This is a genomic window from Photobacterium jeanii (genome assembly GCF_001650345.1).
Taxonomy (GTDB): Bacteria; Pseudomonadota; Gammaproteobacteria; order Enterobacterales; family Vibrionaceae; genus Photobacterium; species Photobacterium jeanii.
The window spans coordinates 1-21,974 of the sequence record NZ_LVHF01000033.1 but is presented as its reverse complement, the minus strand read 5'-3'; the positions used below and the strand labels follow the sequence as shown (position 1 = coordinate 21,974).

Here is a 21,974-nt window from a genome sequence, read left to right as displayed (position 1 = left end):
TTTTTTAGCTCGGGATCGTAAATCACATTATTGGATTTGTTCGCTAAACAGCATGGCGCAAGTGCTTGGCGCTAGAGTGAGTGTTTGTAGTTCGGTATTAACTGTAACTCCGTCGAGTTTGAGTAATTCATCACGGACTTTAACTGGTAAGCGCATGGTGGCGGCTTTATCGCCCTTGTTAAGAGCGACTAGCCCATGAATACGCTGTTGATCTTGCGCGTCTACGCGGGCAAACAGCAGGCAATCGTTATCATGACTGATAACCTTCATCGGCAGACCATGCATGAGATTGTGGAAGTGGATCATTTGCTGTAACTGAGGATCTTGCCAGCTATCAAACCAGCGCGGATGCTTGGCATGATTGGTAATGCCACTGGTATCAAGATCGGCATAGATCAAAGGTACGCCCCCATCACGTCCTAGTAAGTAGCAGTAGGCAAGTCGCTCAGCCGCTTCTGGCATGACTTGATCAAGGAAGACTTCATTGTTGGGGATATCGTGAGTGATGGCAAAGGTAATAGCGCGATCGTGTGCTAATGCCGAACCCAGTGAATAAGGGTTGATCAGGCTTGCCATGTTACCGTCTTTTTCAGTTAACGTTGCCTTGAGGGTATGAAAGAGCGGAAAGTCGTACGCCCCTAAGTAGGTATTGGCTAAATAGGGTTGTAAGAATAGCTCATACTCTTCCTTGGTCGCACCACCATCGGTAATGATTTCACCAAAGATATGGCAGTCTTTACAAATTTCCTCATCCCACACTTGGTGCAAGTGTTCCATGGTCATGTGCTTAGCGGCATCGATGCGAAAACCTTGCACTCCAAGATCTTTTAGTGCTTTGAGGTAAGCTTTTTGCTCATTAACGACTTTGGCTGAATATTTCAGGGTCGGTAAGCCGGGGTCTCGATCACCATTGCTGATCCGTCCATGCTGTACTTCCCACGGATCGGTCCAGTCTTTGATCGGGAATGCCAGTACAAAATCATTTGCGTTAAATAAAGGTTGGCTTAAATCGCCAAACAGTGTCAATTCACGGTAGCGCTCATGGTTTTGTTGGTAATTGGCCAATACCTTGAGGTTGGGATAGATCAACCCATCATTAATGTCTTCTTCGTTTGCCATGTGGTTAAACACCACATCGACATACACCTGTAAGTTAACGGCCTGCATTGCCGCTATCATGGCTTTAAAATCTTGGGTATCGCCTAATTGGTTGTCGATCACCCGATAGTCCTGCGGTTGGTAGCGTTGCCACCAAGGCGTGCCAGTTTCACTTTTTAAAGATTTCATTGGTGGTGAAACCAGTACTGCGCTAAATCCCGCTTTGGCTATATCTGAGGCATAGTCCGCAATGCGGCTGTAAGGCCAGTCAAAGGTGTGCAAAATCACATTGGTTGCCTGTGACTGCAGTGCCTTGATTGGTGTTGAAATCGCGTTCATGGAGAAACAACCTTGTTAAATACTGCATGCATAGTAATGGCAGTTTTGTGGGAAAACCTCCTCTCTTTGTCAAAATCAAGGGTAGGAGTCACAAGGATGAGACGCGAGGAGCTAGGGGATAACGGCTTTGCTGATGTTTATTATTTTTATGTGACAATAAGCACTTATGCCAGTGACTGCGATATTTAGGCAGTAATATTGGGAAAAGCGATTGATGCGACGGCTAAATATGCTAACCAGTTAACAAAATTGTCAATTAATGGGAATTATTCAGGGGAGGAGGATGTGGTCATAAAGCACAGCTTTTATGATTCACTGGTCAGGTTTTTTAGCCATAAAAGACAGAAAGTGCGGTGCTAAGACCAGAAAAGCCTGTGCCTAGAATAATAACGAGATTGAGTTCATGCCACTGTTAGCTGATAACCATTATTCCCCTTTTAATAAGCCCTCTGTAACTATCGGGGTGATAGTGCCGTTATTGAGCGGTTTTTATCTAGGTGAGATCACTTCAAGCCTTCGTGTTATCGCGCAGCAAAAAGGGATTAACTTAATACTTATTCGCTCAGGTGGCTTTGACCAATATGATTTGACACTCGCATTTGATCACCTTGATGGCTTAATTTCGATATTAGATTCCGCTTCACCTCAACTGATGCAAAAGGCGATAGAGAAAGGCATTAAAGTTATGTCGTTGGGGGGGATCTACCCTGAGTTGGAAGTGGAAACTATTACGAGTCACCAACAACAGGGGCTTGAATCAGCTTTTGATCATTTAGTTTCGCTTGGGCATCGTCAGATCGCCTTTTGTGGTAACACCGCAGTGAAAGATATCAAACGCCGCTTTTCAGCTTATTGTAATCGGTTTACTCATTGGGATCTGGACTATAAACCTGAGTGGTTTTTCCATGCTGGAGAATCAACGCTTCCTGGTGGACGTGAAGCTGGTCGGCAATTTATCCGTCGTCAATCTCCTTGTACTGCGGTGATTTGTGCTACCGATTATAACGCGGTTGGGTTTATCGAGCAGCTGAAGGTCGCGGGTATCCGCGTGCCTGATGATTTGGCGGTGATCAGTATTGATAATACTTTGCTTGGCGCACGATTTGAGCCAGCGTTATCGACAGTAGATCAGCAATTAGAAGTGCTGGTGGAGCGAGCGTTAGATCGATTATTAGCACGTATTTATGGCGCACCTTATTCGTCACCGGCGATTATTATGCCGCAGCAGCTGATTGTACGAGATTCTTGTGGCGCTCCAGACGAAAAGAAAAATCAAGGTCCTTCGATTAGTGCGGTGCGTCAGCAGCTTTTGGATGATTTGGTGAATCGACCGGAAGAAATTCATGAATCGTTTTTTAATTTGGCACAGCACGGCTTTTATTCTTTGCTTAATCTACCCAGTGTTTATAACGCGTCGCTTAAATGGGCATGTTTCGCACTGAATTATCAGCAAAGAGACAAGGATAAGCTCTATGTTACGCAGGTGTGTTCAGTTGCTGAGCAAACACAGCGTTGTACCGAAATTACCAAGGTGTCATTTACGCCTGAGCAGTATCCGCCTCGCCAGTTGTTTGATCATCATTTACCTGATTCCTATTTAGTGACACTCATTCCTATTCCCCAAGATACTGATGGTTTATGTGGGGTCGTCGCAGTGGTGGATGACTTATACGCGAATTCTACGATGAGTGGTTATTGCATGTTTAATAACTACTTAGATATGTTGTCACTTTTTATTGAGCGCGATGCTTTGATTGAATCGATCGAGTTGCGTGAGAAAAAAACGCAAAACATGGCGCAGAAAATTCGTCATTTGGCTTATTTCGATACTTTGACGGGGATCCCAAACCGCTTAATGATGAAAGAGCAGCTCGATCGTCATATCCGTGAATCCCCGGCAGTACCACATGCCGTGATGTTGATGGATTTAGATCGCTTCAAATTCGTTAATGACACTTATGGTCATGATGTCGGTGATGCTCTATTACAGCATGTCTCGGCTTCGCTGCGACGCGTGGTGCGAAAAAATGACTATTTGGCTCGTTTAGGTGGCGATGAGTTTTTATTTTTTTGTGATGTTTCGACAAAAGAGAGTGCAATGCAGTTAGCGCAACGGATGTTGCGAGAGATTGAAACACCGTTTAGCTACCAGTCTATAGAGCTATCCACACGTGGCAGCATGGGGATTGCCTTTTACCCTAAAGATGGCGCAACCGCTGATGACTTGATTAAAAAAGCAGATATTGCGATGTATCGCGCTAAACGTAGTAGTTCGGTGAATGTAATGCTGTATGACTGTTCAATGGACTTAGATGTACAGCTGCAAGCAACCTTAGAACAACTGCTGCGTCAAGCGATTGAAAACGATGAATTAACGGTTTATTTTCAGCCACAGTTTGATCCTCATACTGGAAAAATTTACGGAGTGGAAAGCTTAGCTCGATGGCATTCACCAGTACTTGGCGTCGTGAGTCCGGCTAAATTTATTCCTGTTGCTGAAGACAGTGGCTTGATTGCGAGGTTGGGTGAAGTTGTGACCCGAAAGTCAGTGCGAGAACACGTACGTTGGGCAACGATGTACCCTGATCAGGTGCTTAAGCTGTCGATCAATGTTAGCCCTGGTCAGTTAATGCGCCCCAATTTTGCGGAAGATTATATTGCTATCGTACTCGAAGAAGGGGGCGATCCATCTAATATCATTTTGGAAATCACAGAGACAGCGGCGATCACCGATTTGGCTTATTGTGAGCGAGTGCTGAATAAGTTTATAAAAGTTGGGTTTGAAATTGCGCTGGATGACTTTGGGACGGGTTATTCTTCGTTGTCGCTGCTTAAACAGCTACCGCTGAAATACGTGAAAATCGATCGCTCATTTATTATGGATATTGATACCGAATCATCCAGTAGTGAGATTGTTCGCTCTATCGTGATGATGTGCCACTCGTTTGGGTACTGCACGCTTGCTGAGGGGGTCGAAACTCATAAGCAAACTGAATTAGTGAAAGCCTTAGGGTGTAACCTTATTCAAGGCTATGTGTATAGTCGTCCTTTACCAGCAGCACAGCTTGATGATTTTCTAGCGCAGGCGTACCGCGAAAATCCTTAAAGGATGAAATGTTGCAAAGCCCTAGATTTCAGATTGATATTCGAGAATAGCTATCTCGGTTAGTATTCTGTAGTAATTAATCATTGTGGCTTATGATTTTGTGGTGTTTATTTGTAAGCAAAATATCGTCACCTTCACACTTTCTTTCTTCGCTTCTCTACATAGTCTGATGGGAGTCACAACCTTGGGCTGTGGCAGTCTATTTTTGTATTCAAATTGTCTACATTTCTGTGCGTTGCCATTTAGCGTCTTACCTCTAATTTAAATATTTTCGCAGATCGCAACGTCACTTCCCCGATGCGTTCACTTATCACATTGCATGATAAGTGGCGACTTTTGCTGCACCCTTTACTGTCGATTTTTAACTATGCCTTTGGCATAACACGATGATTTGTCGATGGTTAAGTGCAACTAATACCAATAACGATGAGAAACCCTATATGTTTAAAAAACCATTACTGCTAGCGGCAGCGTTTGCGGGCTGTGCGCTGAGCTCTACGGCATCGGCTGACGTGATTTTGCATGCATTCAACTGGAAGTACAGCGACATCACAGCCAATGCCAGCGCAATTGCACAAGCTGGATATAAGAAAGTCTTGATTGCGCCTGCTATGAAATCTTCGGGGAATGAGTGGTGGGCCCGTTATCAGCCTCAAGATTTACGTTTAATCGATTCTGAGTTAGGTAATAAGGAAGACTTAGAAAAATTGATTGCCGTAATGAAAAAGAACGGTATCGAGGTGTACGCGGATGTGGTGCTCAACCATATGGCGAACGAAAGTTGGAAACGCGCCGACCTTAATTACCCAGGCAAAGCGTTATTAGATCAATATAAAAATAACGCTGAGTATTTTGAACGCCAAAAGCTATTCGGTGACTTGAGCAAAGGACTATTTTCTAGCAATGATTTCCACCCAGCAGGTTGCATCAGTGATTGGGATAATCCGGGTAATGTCCAATACTGGCGCTTATGTGGCACAGACGGTGATACTGGATTGCCTGATTTAGATCCTAATCACTGGGTGGTTGATCAGCAACGTCAATACCTCAAGGCACTAAAAGCGATGGGGATCAAAGGCTTCCGCATTGATGCTGTGAAGCACATGAGCCAGTACCAAATTGATCAGATTTTCACTAACGAGATCACGCAAGGCATGCATGTGTTTGGTGAGGTGATCACCAGTGGCGGTAAAGGTAATAGCAGCTTTGATAAGTTCTTAGCCCCGTACTTAAACAATACAGCACATGGTGCTTACGACTTCCCTCTATTTGCTTCGATGCGCGCTGCTTTTTCTTATAACGGTAGTATGCAGTTATTGCATGATCCTGAAGCGTACGGGCAAGCGCTATCTTCACAGCGTGCAGTGACTTTTACCATTACGCACGATATTCCAACCAATAAGGGCTTCCGTTATCAGATCATGGACCCAACAGATGAGAAGCTGGCATACAGCTACATTATGGGGCGCGATGGTGGCACACCATTGGTGTATAGCGATGAGTTACCCGATCATGAAGATGCAGACCATGGGCGTTGGGCGGATGTTTGGAATCGCAGCGAGATGGTGAAGATGATCAGTTTCCATAATGCAATGCAAGGCAAAACGATGGAAATGATGCATAGCGACCAGTGCTTAGTGGTGTTTAAACGTGAAAAAGCAGGGTTAGTGGGCATCAATAAATGTGGCACAGATAAGTCTTACACCATAGATACAAATCGTTATGAGTTTAACTGGTATCAGCCTTATCAAGATGTATTAAGCGGCCACGTTGAAACCATCAACTCTCGTTATCATACGGTGACAGTGCCAGCTAGAAGCGCCATTATGCTGAAAAATTAGTGAGAAAAATGGCAATTTTATTACAGCACTAAACATTTATTTTTGTGTTGTTGGTTTAAACTAACTGAAAATAACTGAGTTCAAGTTGGACTTTCTGTTGAAGTATTCAATAATTATTTAGTGTGCAAAATATAGTTAATCATGGTGAGTCATGGTTGGACTATTCCTTTAACAGCCGCTGGCAACCTAAAACAGGTAAACGCTTTGTATAAATGTCCATACGAAAGTTTATCTATAGGTTGCTTACAAAAGCGGCTGTTTTGCTACTTAAGGGATCGCAGGAAGCGGTTATCGTGTAGCTGAAAAGGCGAAATCATGGATATCAAGACACTGAAATAAGGAATGTTTTATGCAGAAGACTCTGGTAACGGCGTTGATGTTGGCAGGGGCGTCAATGTCGGCGTCAGCACAAGAGTGCGGTAAGGTGACCATTGCCGATATGAACTGGAACTCAGCAACTTTGATTGCCCATATCGATCAGTTCATCTTGGCGCAGGGCTATGGCTGTGATGCCGAGCTTGTTCCCGGTGACACCATGCCAACGGGGACCTCGATGATCGAAAAAGGGGAGCCTGACATTGCGCCTGAGTTGTGGAGTAACTCAATGAAAGAAGCGCTAGAGCGCGGCGCAAAAGATGGGCGTTTGGTGATCACTGGTTCTACTTTGTCTGATGGTGGTGAAGAAGGATTCTGGGTACCTGCGTATATGGTCGAGAAAGATCCAAGCCTTGCCACCATTAAAGGCATTATGGCGAATGCCAAACTTTTCCCTCATCCTGAAGATGATTCAAAATCGGCCTTTATGGGCTGTCCTGCTGGTTGGAACTGCCAAATCTCAGCCAATAACCTTTTTAACGCAATGGAGTTGGATAAGTCAGGCTTTGAACTGATCGATCCAGGCTCAGGTGCGGGCTTAGCGGGTTCAATTGCTAAAGCTTATGAACGCAAAGAAGGTTGGTTTGGCTATTACTGGGCGCCAACAGCGGTACTGGGTAAATACAAAATGGTGAAGGTAGATTTTGGCTCGGGCATAGATGAAGAGCACTACCAATCTTGTATCACCAAAGAAGAGTGTTTAGAGCCTAAACCGACGATGTATCCGCCATCACCAGTTGATACGGTGATCACTGCCACTTTTGCTGAGCGTGCCCCTGATGCGGTGGCCTATCTGAAAGCGCGTTCATTTGGTAATGATCAAATGAATGACATTCTAGCGTGGATGGAAGAATACCAAGCGGATGGTGAAATCGCGATGGAGCACTTCCTCAAAGAATACCCACAAACTTGGACGCCTTGGGTCTCACCTCAAGCCGCTGACAAGATCAAGAAAGCACTCGCAGCAATGTAAGTGTTCACTCTCACTTTATGCCCGTCAATGATTGACGGGCTTCTTAGTTTTATCTCCTGAATGATGTATTGCTCTTACCTAGGGGGATTGCATCTAAAAGCAGGAGAGGTTGTAGATAGAAATCAAGGATGAGTTATGGCTGATCAGTCTTGGCTAACGGAAATACCGCAATTGGATCGCCATCAATTGCTAGAAATACGAAAGACCTTAGACGGCGCGTATCGGAGTTTTTCACGAGAATACGGTGATGCAATTGAAGCCGTATTTGACCCTTTATTGTCATTTTTAATTGGTTTTGAAAAGCTGTTATTGGCCACCCCTTGGTGGTTGGTTATTGCCGTGTTGACAGGGCTTGCTTACCTTGCGAGTCGCTCGTGGAAGCTATCTTTAGGCGTGGCAGTGGCTTTCTTTTTGATTGGCTTTTTTGGCATGTGGGATAACACCATGCGCACCATGAGTATCATTTTGGTGTCAACGCTGGTGGCTATTGGGCTTGGGATCCCGATTGGGATTGCGATGGCGCGATCGAATCGGGTGCAGTCGGTTGTGACGCCTTTGCTCGATATTATGCAAACCATGCCCGCGTTCGTTTATCTCATTCCTGTGGTGATGTTACTTGGTATTGGCAAAATCCCAGGGGTAATTGCGGTAGTGATTTACGCTATTCCACCTGTGATCAGGTTAACTAACTTAGGGATTCGGTTAGTTGATAAAGAAGTGCTTGAAGCCGCCACGGCTTACGGTGCTAGCCCAATGCAGCGTCTGTTTGGCGTGCAGTTACCGCTGGCATTGCCAAATATTATGGCGGGGATCAACCAAACTATCATGATGGCATTGGCGATGGTGGTTATAGCTTCCATGATTGGGGTGAAAGGTTTGGGGCAACCTGTACTTAAGTCCATTACCAACCAATACTTTACATTAGGCTTGCTTAACGGCTTAGCCATTGTCGCCTTGGCGATCATTTTCGATAGGGTTTCACAAAGCTATGCCAAACGCACGCAGCAGCACCTTGGAGGGCACGAACATGGCTAAGCAAGATAATAAAACGCCGCTGATCAGTGTGAAGCACCTCTACAAGGTGTTTGGCCCCAATGGTGCTAAAGTGCTTGAGCAAGTGAAAGCCGGTAAATCGAAAGATGAAATCTTAACGCAAACGGGGCATACCGTTGGGTTAAGTGACATCAATTTAGATGTGTACCCGGGCGAGATATTTGTGGTGATGGGACTCTCAGGCTCGGGGAAATCGACTTTAATCCGCCACTTTAATCGTTTGATTGAGCCGACTGCGGGAGAAATCATTGTTCATAACGAAGACGTGATGAAGCTTGATCAAAAAGCGCTACAAAACTTCCGTCGCCATAAGATGTCGATGGTGTTTCAACGCTTTGGCTTGATGCCACACCGAACTGTACTTGAGAACATTGCGTATGGCTTACAGATCCAAGGCGTAGCCAAAGCTGAGCGTCATCAAAAAGCCACAGAATGGCTCGATACCGTAGGTCTTAGCGGCTATCAAAGCCAATATCCCTCGCAATTGTCGGGTGGGCAGCAGCAACGGGTTGGGTTAGCACGTGCCCTGTGTACTGATGCCGATATTCTATTGATGGATGAGGCGTTCTCGGCGCTTGACCCATTGATCCGAAGCGAGATGCAAGACCAACTGATCGAGCTACAAGAAAAGCTTCACAAAACTATTGTGTTTATTACCCATGATCTGGATGAAGCGTTACGTCTGGGCGATCGCATTGCGATTTTGCGTGATGGGGTATTGGTACAACAAGGGGCGCCAGTCGATATCTTGCTTAATCCAGCTGATGATTATGTGGAAGCTTTTGTTAAAGACGTTAATCGTGCCCGTGCGCTGACGGTTGAAACCGTGATGAAGCCGCAAGTGGTGCGTATTTCAGCAGATACCATTGGTGAAGCGGTGGCAGAAATGCGTAAAGCCAAAGATGATTACGGTTATTACGTTAATGATGACGGCTACCAAGGGGTGATCACTCAAGAAGCATTGGAGAATGTAGAGCAGGAAGATTACAGCAAAGCGATTGATGCATCTTTGCTGGAAGACGTACCTGCTATTCCAAGTGATGCTTTGTTGGAAGAGGTGATCCCTGAAACCTTGGATAACGAACACCCATTACCCGTCGTGAATGCGGAAGGTGATGTCGAAGGGCGTTTATCGCGTTCGACGTTAGCTGAAGTGCTGAGTGAGCATCACAATCAAGACGAGGGTGATGACTCAAAAAAGTCGGCTAGTAAAAAGGAGTTGGCGGCCTAGTTGTTTAGCTGTGCTTTCAGCAACAGGAATAGCCAAAGGTGTTTAAATGGTGGAAAGTAAAAGGCAGTGGGTAGTTAATACTACTCACTGCCTTTTTGTTGTTAGTGTCTTTTGCAGTTATAGACAGCTGTAGCGGAAGCTATCGTTTAGATCTTCGGGTAGCACTAAGGTGCTGAACTGCATCTGTTTTGATTGCTGGCACATGGCGTCGCGTGCGCTGGCATCGTTAACGTATTTTTGCTGATACTCGGCATTGAAGACCGCTTTTCCTGCATCAATGAATGGCTTGAGTAAATGACATTCGTTGTAGTCGGTGCAAGATTCATTAATGGCAAAGTCAAAGTAATCGACTAACTCTAGTACTTGCTCAAGATCGTTCTTCAAGCCAATTGAGAGATTAAGCGAATGCGCATAGTTAGCTACTGCGCGGTTAAATGCCAATTGATCGCTATTGGTTAGGTTAAAGCCGGTGTTATTGCTATAACCGTCAACATTATCAAGCTCAACCGCATCACACCCTTTTTGCTTCGCAAGGGTCATACGATCTTTCATGATCGACAGTACGTTAGCCGAGCGAATATCAAGCCAGCGTTCACCCGGCCAGCCATCTAAATTATTACCAAGATCACTTTCGTTAAATTTATTGGCATCAGAGCGCCAATTTTCATAAGAACCTGCTGAGAAATAACAGATAACCTTTTTGCCTGATTGCTGTAGTTGAGCAATTAAATCTTCGGATGAGTCAAAAAGATCAATATCATACACATCAACGTTATACGAAGTATTTACTGTGCCTGTTAACTGCCATTGCCACGTGGTAGATGGTGTTGGTTTATACCAATTACCTTCAGGTGTCGGTGGGACATCCGGTTTTAAGTCAGGATCAGGAACCGGAGGTGTAACCGGCGTAGTATTGTTATCTCTATTGTTATTTGTGGCAGATTCGCCCGAGCCTGAGCCACAGCCAGTTAGCAATAAAGATGAAAGTAATACCGCAGATAATAATCGCATAAGCACTCAATTTCTTTTATTTCACAGCAGTGAAAGGTGTATTTACTTAACTAACTGTTATTGCAATGTTTAATTAGATTTAATTCAAAGCAAGTGAAGACTCATAGAAAGTAATATGAGATCAAAGGGTTAGCTAAGGTACAACCATAAAAGGTTGATTGGTAAAGTGTTACCTATTCTTAGAAGTGAGACTGTCTCGTTGAACCGGTGATAATTTAACCGTTTTCACTATAGTGTGCAATATGCATGCGTTTTAATGCTGATAACTCTGACATAAGCATGACAATGTACTGCTTCATTTGTAATTAATAATCGTCTGAAATAAATTAAATTACCAAGAATATTAGTGTTATTAATTTGTGGTACTTATTTGTTTTTATTTGGTGGTTAATATTTATCTTATTTGGGTAAGGGCGTTGATATTAAAATTAAATAACAAAGAAATAATGATTAATTTGAATGTTTATTTGATAATTTTGCTGATGAAAATTAAATTGTTTTAAGCCGCGATGAGAATAAAAAACTAAAAGGAATATATGCAAAAAAGAGTGGGATGAAAAAGAAAATGCAAAGTGTAGAGTGGATAGGAGTTAGGGGAGAGTGTTGTGTAGAGGAAATGGGTACTGCTAAGTCAATCGATCGAATGCTCAGCAATACCCATTTTATGCGATTAGCCGCCCCAGCTCTTACTTGAAGAAGACTTACTGCTGCTCCAGCTTGATTTAGCCGAAACGCTAGAGCCAAAACCACCACGTGAAATGGTTTTGCTTTGTGTCGCTTTAGGTTTCATCTGATCTTTGCTGACACGTACCGTCGATTTGCGGTATGAACTGCGTCCGTAGTCGTAGCCATCAGCGGTGACCCAGCGGTCGTAGAACACACTACCAGGGTAGTATGAACGGAACATTGGCTGAGAGTAGTAACCAGTGTTGTTGTTGATCAGACGTGCAAACATGAAGCCCGCCATTGCTGGCATAAACCAGTTGTTGCCCGGTGATTGCATACAGCCGTTAGCACCAAATTCCGCCACACAGTCATCCATGCGTTGGTATTTAGGGGCAGTTCGTTGTGCTTCTTGAAGGGCAAATTGGTATGCAGAGCGGCATTGCTCGCTGTAACTTGGGTTATCGCTAATACAGTCATCTAGAGTGTGATAGATTTCTGCTTCGCTGCTGTTGTCGCTACAACCGGTTAAAGCGATACCAGTGAAGACCGCAGTTAGCGGAGTCACCATGTATGGGCGCCAGTTTTTGCGCATACTAGCAAGAACGACGCGTTCACTACGCTTTTTCATTGCCGCCTCCCTTAGTAGCTCATACAAGCGGCATTAAGTAGGCCTACAGACACTGACGTTGCAGCCATCAATAAACCCGCAGGGACTTCGTTGGCTTCAATACGCTCAACCACTTTAGGCATAAAGCCAAAGCGAACAAGGTAAAACGCCGCTAGTTGCGCGATAAGAGCAACCACACCCCAAATAGCAAAGTCGATTAGGTTCACTGAGTTAGACGCTGCACCTGCAATGGCTAGGCTGTAACCCAATACAGATCCTGATAGCGCGACAGCAGCTGCTGTGTTTTGCTGCTCTTTAACCAGCTTCCATTCATCATGTGGAGTGAAGCGTACGTACACAAATTTAAATAGCATCAAGAATACTATTGATAGTGAAAAATAGAGTAGAAACGCCCCTAGGCCAGCAAGAGATTGGCTAAAAACTTCCATGAATTATCCTATAAATCGTTATTAATTATCCGATGACAGTGAAGTCAGTCGGGGTTAATGGGAATCCTGTACTAGTGACAACACACCATTCTGCACGGTCTTTAACAAACTTCTCTTCACCCGCGATCATCATTGACTCAAATTGGTCATTGCCGAGTTCGCGTTCGTAAATCATCACAAACTGATCGGTTTCACTGCTGGTGCCATCGCTGAGGTAGGTTTTTTCCGTCATCGCCACAGGGCGCTCGTTTTCCCACACTTTGTCGAAGTGGTGACCTTCAAGCTCTTTGCTATCTTGCACAATGTGATGGTTTAGCGCGTCATTCCATTGGGCTTGAGTATCAATCGGTTTAGTGTGGTAGAAGTAGTACAGCTTCACTTCACTGACATCAGCATCAGAGCGGCCATGTTGCAGCACTTGAATGAAGCCATCGTCGTCGGTGTAGTAGCGTAGTAAGCGGGTTTGCTCATCAAGGTTAACGACGCCCACAGCTTGAATGAGCTGGGTGCGTGCTGCACCTTCGATGATCAGATCAGGCTCAATGAGCTTGAGGCGAAGATCGTCTAATTCCACAGCGCCACCTAAACGTAATCCAAGCACTTCAGGGGCTTGGATTTTAGGTTCTTCCGGCGTTAATTTCTTCTTAAACCAATCAAACATGCTCTTCTCCTAATTGCTGCCAATTAAAGTCATCGACACGTTCATCCGCGATATAAAACAGTTTATCGCCCGGTGTTACTGTGCGATCTAATGGTGGATTCAGCTCCACACCGTTGCCTGAATCAATGGCGATTAAAATCGCATCGTGTTGCTGTTTAAAAAGCGGAAACAGCGGGGCTATGGTGGTGGTAGGTTTATCTTGCGGATAGATAACCGAGTACTGAGTCATGCCTTTTTGCGTGCTCAGTAATTCATGGTGCAGTTCGCTTGAACCGGGATCAACCGCCGCTTTCGCAAGCATCTCGATTGATACCGAAGGAATACACTCAGCGTTCGGACAGTGCTGCTTAAGCAATTGGCTTAAGGCTTCATCGTTAAAATACGCCAGTAAGTGAGCATCAGGGTTTTGGTTCGCGCAGTAAAGCGCAGCTGATAAGGTCACATCATCTTCTGGGTTATCGACAATGATGCAATCGGCATCAGTAACACCTGCGCGTTGCATGCCTTGATGATCGGTAAAGCTCACGACGCGTACAAATTCAATTTTACCCGGCATTGGGTTTTCAATTTCAGGTCGGACACATAACACGATATCGCGTCGTCCTTGCTCTTCGTGCAATAGCATGTTGAGTAGACTTAGCGTGCGTTGTTCATTCCAACCTAGCACGAGAATGTGTTTTTTCACTTTCAGACTCCGTTTCCCCATTAATCCACCTTTCCAGTAGTGGAGTAATAGGCTCGCGATACGGCTGACTCCAATGGCAAAAAGCCCTAATCCGCCCGGAATAACGAATAAAGAGACGACCCATTTGCCTAAGTCTGTGGTTGGCGACATGTCGCCGTAGCCCACGGTTGATGCAGTAACAAAGAGGTAGTAAACGAAATCCGTTAATGAGTGAGTTAGCGCTGTTTCGCCAGCAAGGCGTAATAACAGCCAGCTGATTGCTGCGTAAGCAAGTAAAGACAGCGCAAGGTTGCGGCTACTAAGTTGACCGAATTGAGTCGCTACCCAGCGGCGCAGCATTAACCAGATTGACATTCACTACCTCCGAGTGGGTTATTTACCCAAAATACGCGCTAGTTCGTCTTCTGCTGACTGGCTACCACCTGGAGTGATACCTGCTTCAGCCAGTTTCTTATCTAGGCCGCTGCCAGATTGCTCTTCAGCCATTTCAGCTGCCGCTTCAAGCTGAGCTGATTTCTCTGCTTGGCGACGCTTAATGCGCTCTAGCGATTCAACCGCCGTGTGCATTTTTGCATTTGCACCCACGTTAGTTGCTGAAACAGCAGATTGTGCTTTTTGTACTGCTTCGTTCGCTTTAACAACATCAACTTGTTGCTCTAGTTGACGTAGTTTGTCTTTAGCTTGCGCAATGTTAGTGCGCATGCTTTGTTCAGATTGAGTGAACTGCTCTAGGTAAGTTTGCTCTGTTTGCTGTTCGTTGCGAAGGTTCGCGACTTTTTGTGCACACTCAAGTGCAAGATCTTGCTGACCTTTTTCCATTGCAGAGCGAGCATGGCCTTCGTACTCAGCTATGCCGCTTTCAAAGCTAGCCACTTTTTGTGAAGACAGCTTACGTTTGGCAACGATCTTCACTAGTGCCTCGTCAGAACGACGTAGCTCAGCTTTTGCTTCACGGATTTCTTGGTCAAGAATACGTAGCGCTTGATTGTCGGCTACCGCTTCAGCAGCTTCATTTGCGCCACCTTTAAGGGCTGTCACTAGTTTTTTCCAAACACTCATGCTGCATTCTCCGCTAGGTGGTCTTGATAAAGTTCGATAAAGGCTTCAACGTTTCGGAACAGAGTTGCTACCTCAATAACAACGCTTTCTGCTTTTGATTGTGAAGACAAAGAGCCAAAGGCAACGTAGTAGCTTTCGCCATCAATGTCGTTAATACCAATGGTTGATAGTGGGAACATTTTGTGAGTGCGTAGAACAAAGTCGTTCAGTGCGTTTGCATCTTTTACTTGCTGTTGAGCAAATAGCAGCACTTCTACCAAAATTTGTTCGCCTGCAACCGCTAGGTAAGCTTCAATTTGGTCTTCGTTTTTGATGATGAGCGTTTGTTCAGTTGCTTCAACTTGCCAGCCATCATGTTCTGCTAGCAGCGTTTGCAGTTCAGGTAGTTGCCACGTCATTGTGAGCCCCTTTCATTGGTCTGTTTAAAATAATGGACAATCAGGTATGGAACTTAGGTCCCAAGATTGTGTAAACGTTCAATGTTGTTTAAATGAAGCGGAAAAATGCCCCATTTATTATGGCGTTATCTCCAAGATATAGCTGCAAGTTTAAACAAATAAGGTGAGAATTGTGAAGGGTAGAAGCACTTTTGTGGAACAAATTGTCAAAAAAAAGGCGGTTTGTTGCAGCGCAGTGCCTTATTGGAACTGTCATTAATCCTAATTAAAGGCAAAGTGAATGCGTACTGTAAGGCTGGTTTCTGTGTGTACGAAAAGGTAATTCTGCGCTGAATTTGGGGTTACTCAACCTCGCTAGGTACGAGACGAGATGTAAGAAGTTGGCTGGTCATTGCTATCGATGGGAAGTGTTGTTGTTCATTCAGCAATAGGGTGCAAACTTTGCCAAGAAGGCGCGGTAAGTCTTCTTCGAGAACAGTTTCCCCTAATTCTGTTTTGATTTTGGTTGCCATCAGTAGCCATGTCCGCTCTGCGATGATATTGGGTGCACCTTGTGCAATATGGCGGATCATCAGAATGAGGATGGTGCGAAACTCTCTTTGTTGTAAAGCGAGCTCGAAGGAATGAATAAAAGCATCACGGCTACTGAAATCAAGCGGAGAGAGTAAACAGAGGTGAAAATCATGATCGAGTGCGATCAAAAAGTCAGCTTTTTTATTAAAGTGATTGAGGATGCCACCGCGTGATAATCCGGTCATTTCTTGTAGACGTGTGTACGTCATTTTATCGAACCCGATACTTGGATCGAGTAAGCAGTGAGTGACGGCTTGGAGGATCTTTTGTTTTGTTCTTTCAGCTTCGCTGCGCGTTACACGTGCCATGTTTATTCCATTATTGGTGCCCACCAATGCCATCAAAAGATTAAATTTTAAGGTTTTGACTCAACTGGATGGTGCCTTTTGAAAGTCAGAGAAAAAAAGGGGCAGTTAGAACAAGAGTAACTGCCTTAATACTTAGCGAATTAGCAAACGCTAAGGAAAGTGATTTGAAAAAGACTAACCATTAAATGGTATGGTAAACGGTAAAGTGTTGCAAGTAATTTACTATGACACCTATTGAATTTTATTGTTGAGCGTTTTTTCGCCAGAAATGTCGTTAGTCTAGTTTGGAGGCTCTTTGCTCTATCTTGCAGTTGTTATTACCTTACCGCGCTATAAATTTGCTTAATCTTAATTAACGTCACCTGCTTTACTAAAAATAAAATATCGTTAATTCATTGTGTTGCAATAGAGTAAAAAGTCTAAAATCTTATTGTTGGACTTATTAATAGTTGCAGTAAAACAATAGGTTAAGCGAAAATTAGAATTCTCCACTTAACAGTTTTTTCACGCAATATTTGATATATGGTATTTCGTTCTGTAAATTCCCCGCTGAATCCAAAATCAAAATGATGAGGTTTTCCCTCAGTAAGTCAGGCAGCGAGGCGGTTAGGATGAAGAATAAAAAGAAACTGATAGCACTGAGTATGCTAGGTGCATGGAGTGGTATGACAGCGGCAGCTGGGTTTCAGATTGCAGAGCACTCAGCATCTGGCCTAGGACGAGCATTTGCTGGTGAGGCTGTCATTGCAGATAACGCAGCGACCTTAGCTCGCAACCCTGCGTCGATGAGCATGCTAGAAGGTACCAACATCAGCTCGGGTATTGCGTATATCGATCCCAATATTCAAATCGAGTTCAGTAAAGGCACCACGGTTGATGCGTTTGAAGAAGAAGCGGCGCCACCGGCTTTTGTGCCAAACCTATTCATGACGCATGAATTCAACGACAAGTTAACAGTCGGCTTTGGCTCGTATTCTGATTTTGGCCTTGCGTCTGAATACAGCGATGAAGTGAACCAAGAATTTGGCGTTATTGCAGGCGATACCGCCGTTACTGTGATTAACCTTAATACCAGTGTTGCTTATGAGATTAACGACAGTCTGGCGTTGGGGGCCAGTGCGAGTTTATTGCTGGCTCATGCTGAGTTAAATCGTTATTCACCTATCGCGGAAATGGTGACGAAAGGAGAAACCAATAAATTCGCCAGCCTAGAAGGCAATGGGATTGGTTTTGGCTATAAAGTCGGGGCGGTTTATAAGCTAAATGACAATCATCGTTGGGGCTTTGCGTACACAGGGGCTTCCGATATTGATATGAGCGGTGAGTTCAGCGGTATTCAGATGGACACTGAAAATGCCAAATTAGAGTACGTAAAAAATGTTGATGGCGAGCTTACGTTAAGTCTGCCTGCAATGTTTGAGTTATCTGGCCATCACCAACTCACGCACAAATTTGCCCTTCATTACAGCTGGGTGCACATTGGCTGGAGTAGCTTCCAAGAGATCAAAGCCACCTCTGTTGGCAATGAATGTAGTACCAAAGGTGACAACGATAAAGTCTGCCTCCAAAAGCCAGAAGAGTGGAAAGACTCTAATCGTTACTCTTTAGGTGCCACTTACCAAATTACCCCACATTGGGCGGTACGCTCCGGTGTCGCTTACGATGAAACACCAACCGATCAACATGTTACCGCCAGTATTCCTGACTCGGATCGTATCTGGTACTCCGCAGGGGTGTCTTACTACCGTGGTGCTCACCAATTCGATTTGGGGCTGACTTACCTTGAAGGTGAAACCGGTGAGATCATTGAAGAGGAAGGACTTTTCTTCAAGACCACCACCAGTAACGCCATGCTTTACGCCATTCAATATTCATACACCTTCTAGTAATACTTTGCTCTGCCATCGGAGCAGAGTATGAATCGCGAGGATCTCATGAAACAGAATCTAATTACGAAAGCGATGCTGGTGGCACTCACAGCCAGCACATTAGCGGCATGTAACTCATCTGACGATGACAGCAGTAGCGAAGATAAGCTATTGCCAGCAAACTTAGCATTTACTTTTGGCATCGAGAATACCAAGCAGATCGCCAGTGATAGCAACCTACCTATGCCAAATGATTTGTATTTTCTTGGCAAGGATGGTGTTCAAAGTATTGATAACCAACTGATTATTTTCGGTTGTGGCGATACTGACGATGGTGCGACGCCTGAGTCAAGCGTTGAAAATGCGACTAAATGTGCCTTAGAAGATCTTGATGGCTGGTCAACCACTGCGCCGTTTTCACTGCCGATGGAAGGGGATGTATCTCAGTTAGATAGCGGTACATTTAAAGATAATGTGCGTTTGTTTGCGGAGCGCTCTTTCCCATTAAGTGGCTATGGCGAGCTTAAATTCGGAAAAGATTTTACGGTACAAGCAACTCGTTTTGGTCATTTACAAATTTTACCGTTGCGCCCTTTTGCGGCGGCAACTCAGCATGTTTTAGTGGTATCAAATGGCCTGAAAAGTACCAGTGGCGATGCAGTTAAACCATCCGTTGCATTTAATGATTTGCTCCAAAATGAGCAAACCGATCCTCTTTTAGCGGCTTATAAGGCGCAGACTGAGGCTTTATTTACAACGCTGGGCGATGAAGCGATCACCCCTGACAATACTTTTTATATCGCAGCCATTAAAACTCAATCAATTGGCAAGGTTCTGAAATCATTAGTTAAGAATCCAGAAGCCGATGCTAATGGGTTAACTTCTGCTGATACGCCTGAAGAGCATTTGGTTGGTGCAGGGCTTCCGCCTGAAGTCTTAGATACTATTGTCGGGCGTGTAGTTGGCGGCATTATTGGTAACCCAGATATCGACCCTAACTTCTGTGATAGCAACGTCGGCGATGGCTTGTTGGTTGAGTGCGTACGCAAGTTACAAGCGACAGTCAAACTGCCTTATTACCTTGCTGACTCCTCTGCTATCAATCACACCAATTGTGCCATTGATAGCAATAATCAGGCTGATGCGCGTTTTTGGTTTAAAACTGACGGTATCAAAGTTGATGACAATGAAACCTACTTTGATAGCTATCGTTTCACCCGAGAAAGCTGTCAGCCGCTCTATAGTGCTTGGCACGTAGAAGGTGAGGGGACAATTCGCGATCCGCTTATGCCGATATCTACAGCTACTCAAGAGCTTCAAGTACAAGTGGTACTGCCAAACCCCGATCGTACCCCAATGCCTAACGATGGTTGGCCTGTGGTGTTGTTTGCTCATGGTATCACGGCAGCAAAAGAGTTCGGCAACGGTGGCATGTTGCTACTGGATAACTTTGTGCAAGCTGAATTAGCCAACCAAGGTTATGCTGTGATTGCTATTGATCACCCATTGCACAATACCCGAGCGGTGGATTTCGATGGTGATGGCAGTTATGAAGTGAATGTGAGTCAGTCACTGCGGGGCTTATTTAGTGGTCATGAGCAGGCTGATGTGAAGAACTTCCTGAAAGCGGATGCGTTGCTGACATCGCGTGATAACTTGCGTCAAAGTATCGCAGATTTGATTAACCTGCGTGCGTCGCTAGACCAAGGATTGAACTTTACATATCCAACGAACATTGCTGAACGTTTTGATAGCGAGAATGTATTTGTGATGGGTCACTCGATGGGCGCTATTGCTGGGGCGAGTTTTAGTGGCATTGTTGCTGAAAGCGATCTTGCGTTAAATGGCGCTATCCTTGCCAACCCAGGTGGTGGTATCGGTGGTATTTTGATGAATTCAGTATGGCTAGGTCACAGCGAAGTGCCACCCGCGATCAAAGCTATGCCTGAATTTCATCAACGTATGGCGACAGAGCTAGGTCTAGAAAGTGTGGCTGCGGTACGCCAATATGCAGAGCAAAATCCAAGTGACTACAAACTGAAATCAGATGACGTTGCGAAAGTTTATTTCAGTGAGTTTCAATACTTGATGCAAGCTGTTGTTGATACGGTTGACCCGCTTAACTATGGTAATGAGCTGAAAGAGACTCCGATTTTATCGTTGTCAGTGACCGGGAGTATTTCACAACAACCAGCACTACAAGACATTGCCGGTAACTACTTCACTACTGCCGATCAGACGGTGCCGATTAAGGTTGAGCATACGAATCCGACCATGTACGAAGTGTGTAATCAAGCAACCGAAACGACGGGAGCTAATGCAAGCCAAGATATGGGCTGCTTTAATGGTTCGGCATTTAAACCTTATTACTCACTTGATACCACCGAATTTCCGCTAGCAGGGGCGACACCGCTTGAGACGGTTTACGGCTTAAAAAATACATTGAATAGCTCGGATCGTTCATTTACCCGTTTTCTGACGGGGACTCATAATATTGGAGCAGGCACACTGACGACATCGGAAACAGAAGGTAATGGGGATTATCGCTCGGTTGACTCGGCGGCAACTGAATTGGCTATTCAAGCGGCATCCTTTGTTGAGTATTCACTGAGCGCTGGTCAGTACGTAGAAGGTTCTCACCGCATTGCGCCACAAGACCTTACCATTATCGATGTAAGTGAATAGCTCGCACCTAGGATGTAAGTGAAATCTCGGATGGAAGTGAAATAATGAATGCCTCAGCTTATGCTGGGGCGTTTTTGTTTCAGGTGCTTAAACTTTGGTCTCATGTGATCAAACATGGGCGGGCAAAGGGTTTACAAAAAAAGCCGAACGTCATGTTCGGCAATGTAAGAAGGGATTCTGTTCTAACAGTCTGATGAAAGGTAGAACTTATTGTTGTTAGAATTTTGCTTGCTATGGGCAACAAGCGAAGGATTCTTGTTGCCCATAAATACTGAATAGTGTCAGTACTAACAAAACAAGGGCGCACAGGTGCACCCTTGATTCGTTATCAGCAAATTAAGCTAGTAGCTCTTTTGCTGTGTTCACAACGTTTTCAGTGGTGAAGCCGAACATCTTGAATAGCTCGCCTGCTGGTGCAGATTCACCGAAGGTAGTCATACCGATGATCTTGCCACCGAAACCTACGTACTTGTACCAGAAGTCTGCGATACCCGCTTCGATAGCGATACGCGCTGTTACGTCTGATGGTAGTACTGCTTCACGGTATTCAGCGTCTTGCTTGTCGAATGCATCTGTTGATGGCATTGAAACAACACGTACTTTCTTACCTTCTGCTGTTAGCTCTGCTGCTGCCGCTACTGCTAGCTCAACTTCAGAACCCGTTGCAATAAGGATAAGCTCTGGCTTGCCTTCACAATCTTTCAGGATGTAAGCACCTTTAGCGATGTTCGCTAGTTGCTCTGCATCACGCTCTTGTTGCGCTAGGTTTTGACGCGAGAAGATTAGTGACGTTGGACCGTCTTTACGCTCGATAGCCAGTTTCCACGCTACAGCTGACTCAACTTGGTCACATGGACGCCATGTGCTCATGTTAGGTGTTAGACGTAGTGAAGAGATTTGCTCAACTGGTTGGTGCGTAGGACCATCTTCACCCAGACCGATTGAATCGTGAGTGTAAACTTGGATGTTTTGCACTTTCATTAGCGCA

General features: G+C 44.8%; 17 protein-coding genes. 7 read left to right on the top strand and 10 right to left on the bottom strand.

Annotated features, from left to right (window positions below):
- Positions 1-27: 27 nt before the first annotated feature.
- Positions 28-1,437 (bottom strand): alpha-amylase family protein, encoded by a 1,410-nt coding sequence (locus A3K86_RS17815; RefSeq protein ID WP_068334487.1) that lies wholly within the window; start codon positions 1,435-1,437, stop codon positions 28-30.
- A gap of 403 nt (positions 1,438-1,840) precedes the next feature.
- Between A3K86_RS17815 and A3K86_RS17810 the strand changes: the two genes are divergently transcribed.
- The 5 genes from A3K86_RS17810 to A3K86_RS17790 all read left to right on the top strand — a co-directional run bounded on the left by A3K86_RS17810 (position 1,841) and on the right by A3K86_RS17790 (position 10,016).
- Positions 1,841-4,543, top strand: a complete 2,703-nt coding sequence (locus A3K86_RS17810; protein WP_068334484.1) for an EAL domain-containing protein — start codon at positions 1,841-1,843, stop codon at positions 4,541-4,543.
- 440 nt (positions 4,544-4,983) lie between these two features.
- Entirely contained in the window at positions 4,984-6,384 is a 1,401-nt protein-coding gene (locus A3K86_RS17805) for an alpha-amylase family protein (protein WP_068334478.1), read from the top strand.
- Positions 6,385-6,733: 349 nt separating this feature from the next.
- Positions 6,734-7,732: an ABC transporter substrate-binding protein gene (locus A3K86_RS17800; protein ID WP_068334476.1), complete on the top strand. Its 999-nt coding sequence runs from the start codon at positions 6,734-6,736 to the stop codon at positions 7,730-7,732.
- 135 nt (positions 7,733-7,867) lie between these two features.
- Positions 7,868-8,767, top strand: coding sequence for an ABC transporter permease (locus A3K86_RS17795; RefSeq protein ID WP_068334469.1), 900 nt, complete (start codon positions 7,868-7,870; stop codon positions 8,765-8,767).
- The gene (locus tag A3K86_RS17790; protein WP_084406673.1) at positions 8,760-10,016 is read left to right on the top strand and encodes a quaternary amine ABC transporter ATP-binding protein; all 1,257 of its coding nucleotides are present in this window, start codon (positions 8,760-8,762) and stop codon (positions 10,014-10,016) included. Before A3K86_RS17795 ends, A3K86_RS17790 begins: the two co-directional genes overlap by 8 nt.
- A 117-nt stretch (positions 10,017-10,133) precedes the next feature.
- Here the strand turns inward: A3K86_RS17790 and A3K86_RS17785 are convergent, their stop codons facing one another.
- The 8 genes from A3K86_RS17785 to A3K86_RS17750 form a co-directional block, all read right to left on the bottom strand.
- Positions 10,134-11,027, bottom strand: coding sequence for an endo alpha-1,4 polygalactosaminidase (locus A3K86_RS17785; RefSeq protein ID WP_068334466.1), 894 nt, complete (start codon positions 11,025-11,027; stop codon positions 10,134-10,136).
- 670 nt (positions 11,028-11,697) lie between these two features.
- Complete coding sequence (locus A3K86_RS17780) at positions 11,698-12,321, bottom strand: DUF1190 family protein (RefSeq protein ID WP_068334464.1); 624 nt, start codon at positions 12,319-12,321, stop codon at positions 11,698-11,700.
- An 11-nt stretch (positions 12,322-12,332) separates the two neighbouring features.
- Positions 12,333-12,749: a DUF350 domain-containing protein gene (locus A3K86_RS17775; RefSeq protein ID WP_068334462.1), complete on the bottom strand. Its 417-nt coding sequence runs from the start codon at positions 12,747-12,749 to the stop codon at positions 12,333-12,335.
- A 25-nt stretch (positions 12,750-12,774) separates the two neighbouring features.
- Positions 12,775-13,410, bottom strand: a complete 636-nt coding sequence (locus tag A3K86_RS17770; RefSeq protein WP_068334460.1) for a YjfK family protein — start codon at positions 13,408-13,410, stop codon at positions 12,775-12,777.
- A complete protein-coding gene (locus A3K86_RS17765) occupies positions 13,403-14,449 on the bottom strand; it encodes a potassium channel family protein (protein ID WP_068334458.1) in 1,047 nt (348 codons plus the stop codon). The genes A3K86_RS17770 and A3K86_RS17765 overlap by 8 nt, the downstream gene beginning before the upstream one ends.
- A gap of 18 nt (positions 14,450-14,467) precedes the next feature.
- Positions 14,468-15,154 carry a PspA/IM30 family protein gene (locus tag A3K86_RS17760; protein WP_068334455.1) on the bottom strand — a complete coding sequence of 229 codons (687 nt, stop codon included), beginning with the start codon at positions 15,152-15,154 and terminating at the stop codon, positions 14,468-14,470.
- Positions 15,151-15,552, bottom strand: a complete 402-nt coding sequence (locus A3K86_RS17755; RefSeq protein WP_068334453.1) for a DUF2170 family protein — start codon at positions 15,550-15,552, stop codon at positions 15,151-15,153. The genes A3K86_RS17760 and A3K86_RS17755 overlap by 4 nt, the downstream gene beginning before the upstream one ends.
- A gap of 341 nt (positions 15,553-15,893) precedes the next feature.
- Positions 15,894-16,433 (bottom strand): hypothetical protein, encoded by a 540-nt coding sequence (locus A3K86_RS17750; RefSeq protein ID WP_068334450.1) that lies wholly within the window; start codon positions 16,431-16,433, stop codon positions 15,894-15,896.
- Positions 16,434-17,044: 611 nt separating this feature from the next.
- On the opposite strand from A3K86_RS17750, the gene A3K86_RS17745 reads away from it, so the two are divergent.
- Together A3K86_RS17745 and A3K86_RS17740 are read left to right on the top strand one after the other, a co-directional pair.
- Positions 17,045-18,319, top strand: a complete 1,275-nt coding sequence (locus A3K86_RS17745) for an OmpP1/FadL family transporter (protein WP_068334447.1) — start codon at positions 17,045-17,047, stop codon at positions 18,317-18,319.
- A 48-nt stretch (positions 18,320-18,367) separates the two neighbouring features.
- Positions 18,368-20,986 carry an alpha/beta fold hydrolase gene (locus tag A3K86_RS17740; protein WP_162844303.1) on the top strand — a complete coding sequence of 873 codons (2,619 nt, stop codon included), beginning with the start codon at positions 18,368-18,370 and terminating at the stop codon, positions 20,984-20,986.
- A gap of 336 nt (positions 20,987-21,322) precedes the next feature.
- Here A3K86_RS17740 and A3K86_RS17735 read toward each other — a convergent pair.
- Positions 21,323-21,974 (bottom strand): transketolase-like TK C-terminal-containing protein (locus tag A3K86_RS17735; RefSeq protein ID WP_332310137.1); only part of this gene is annotated, 652 nt, incomplete at its 5' end.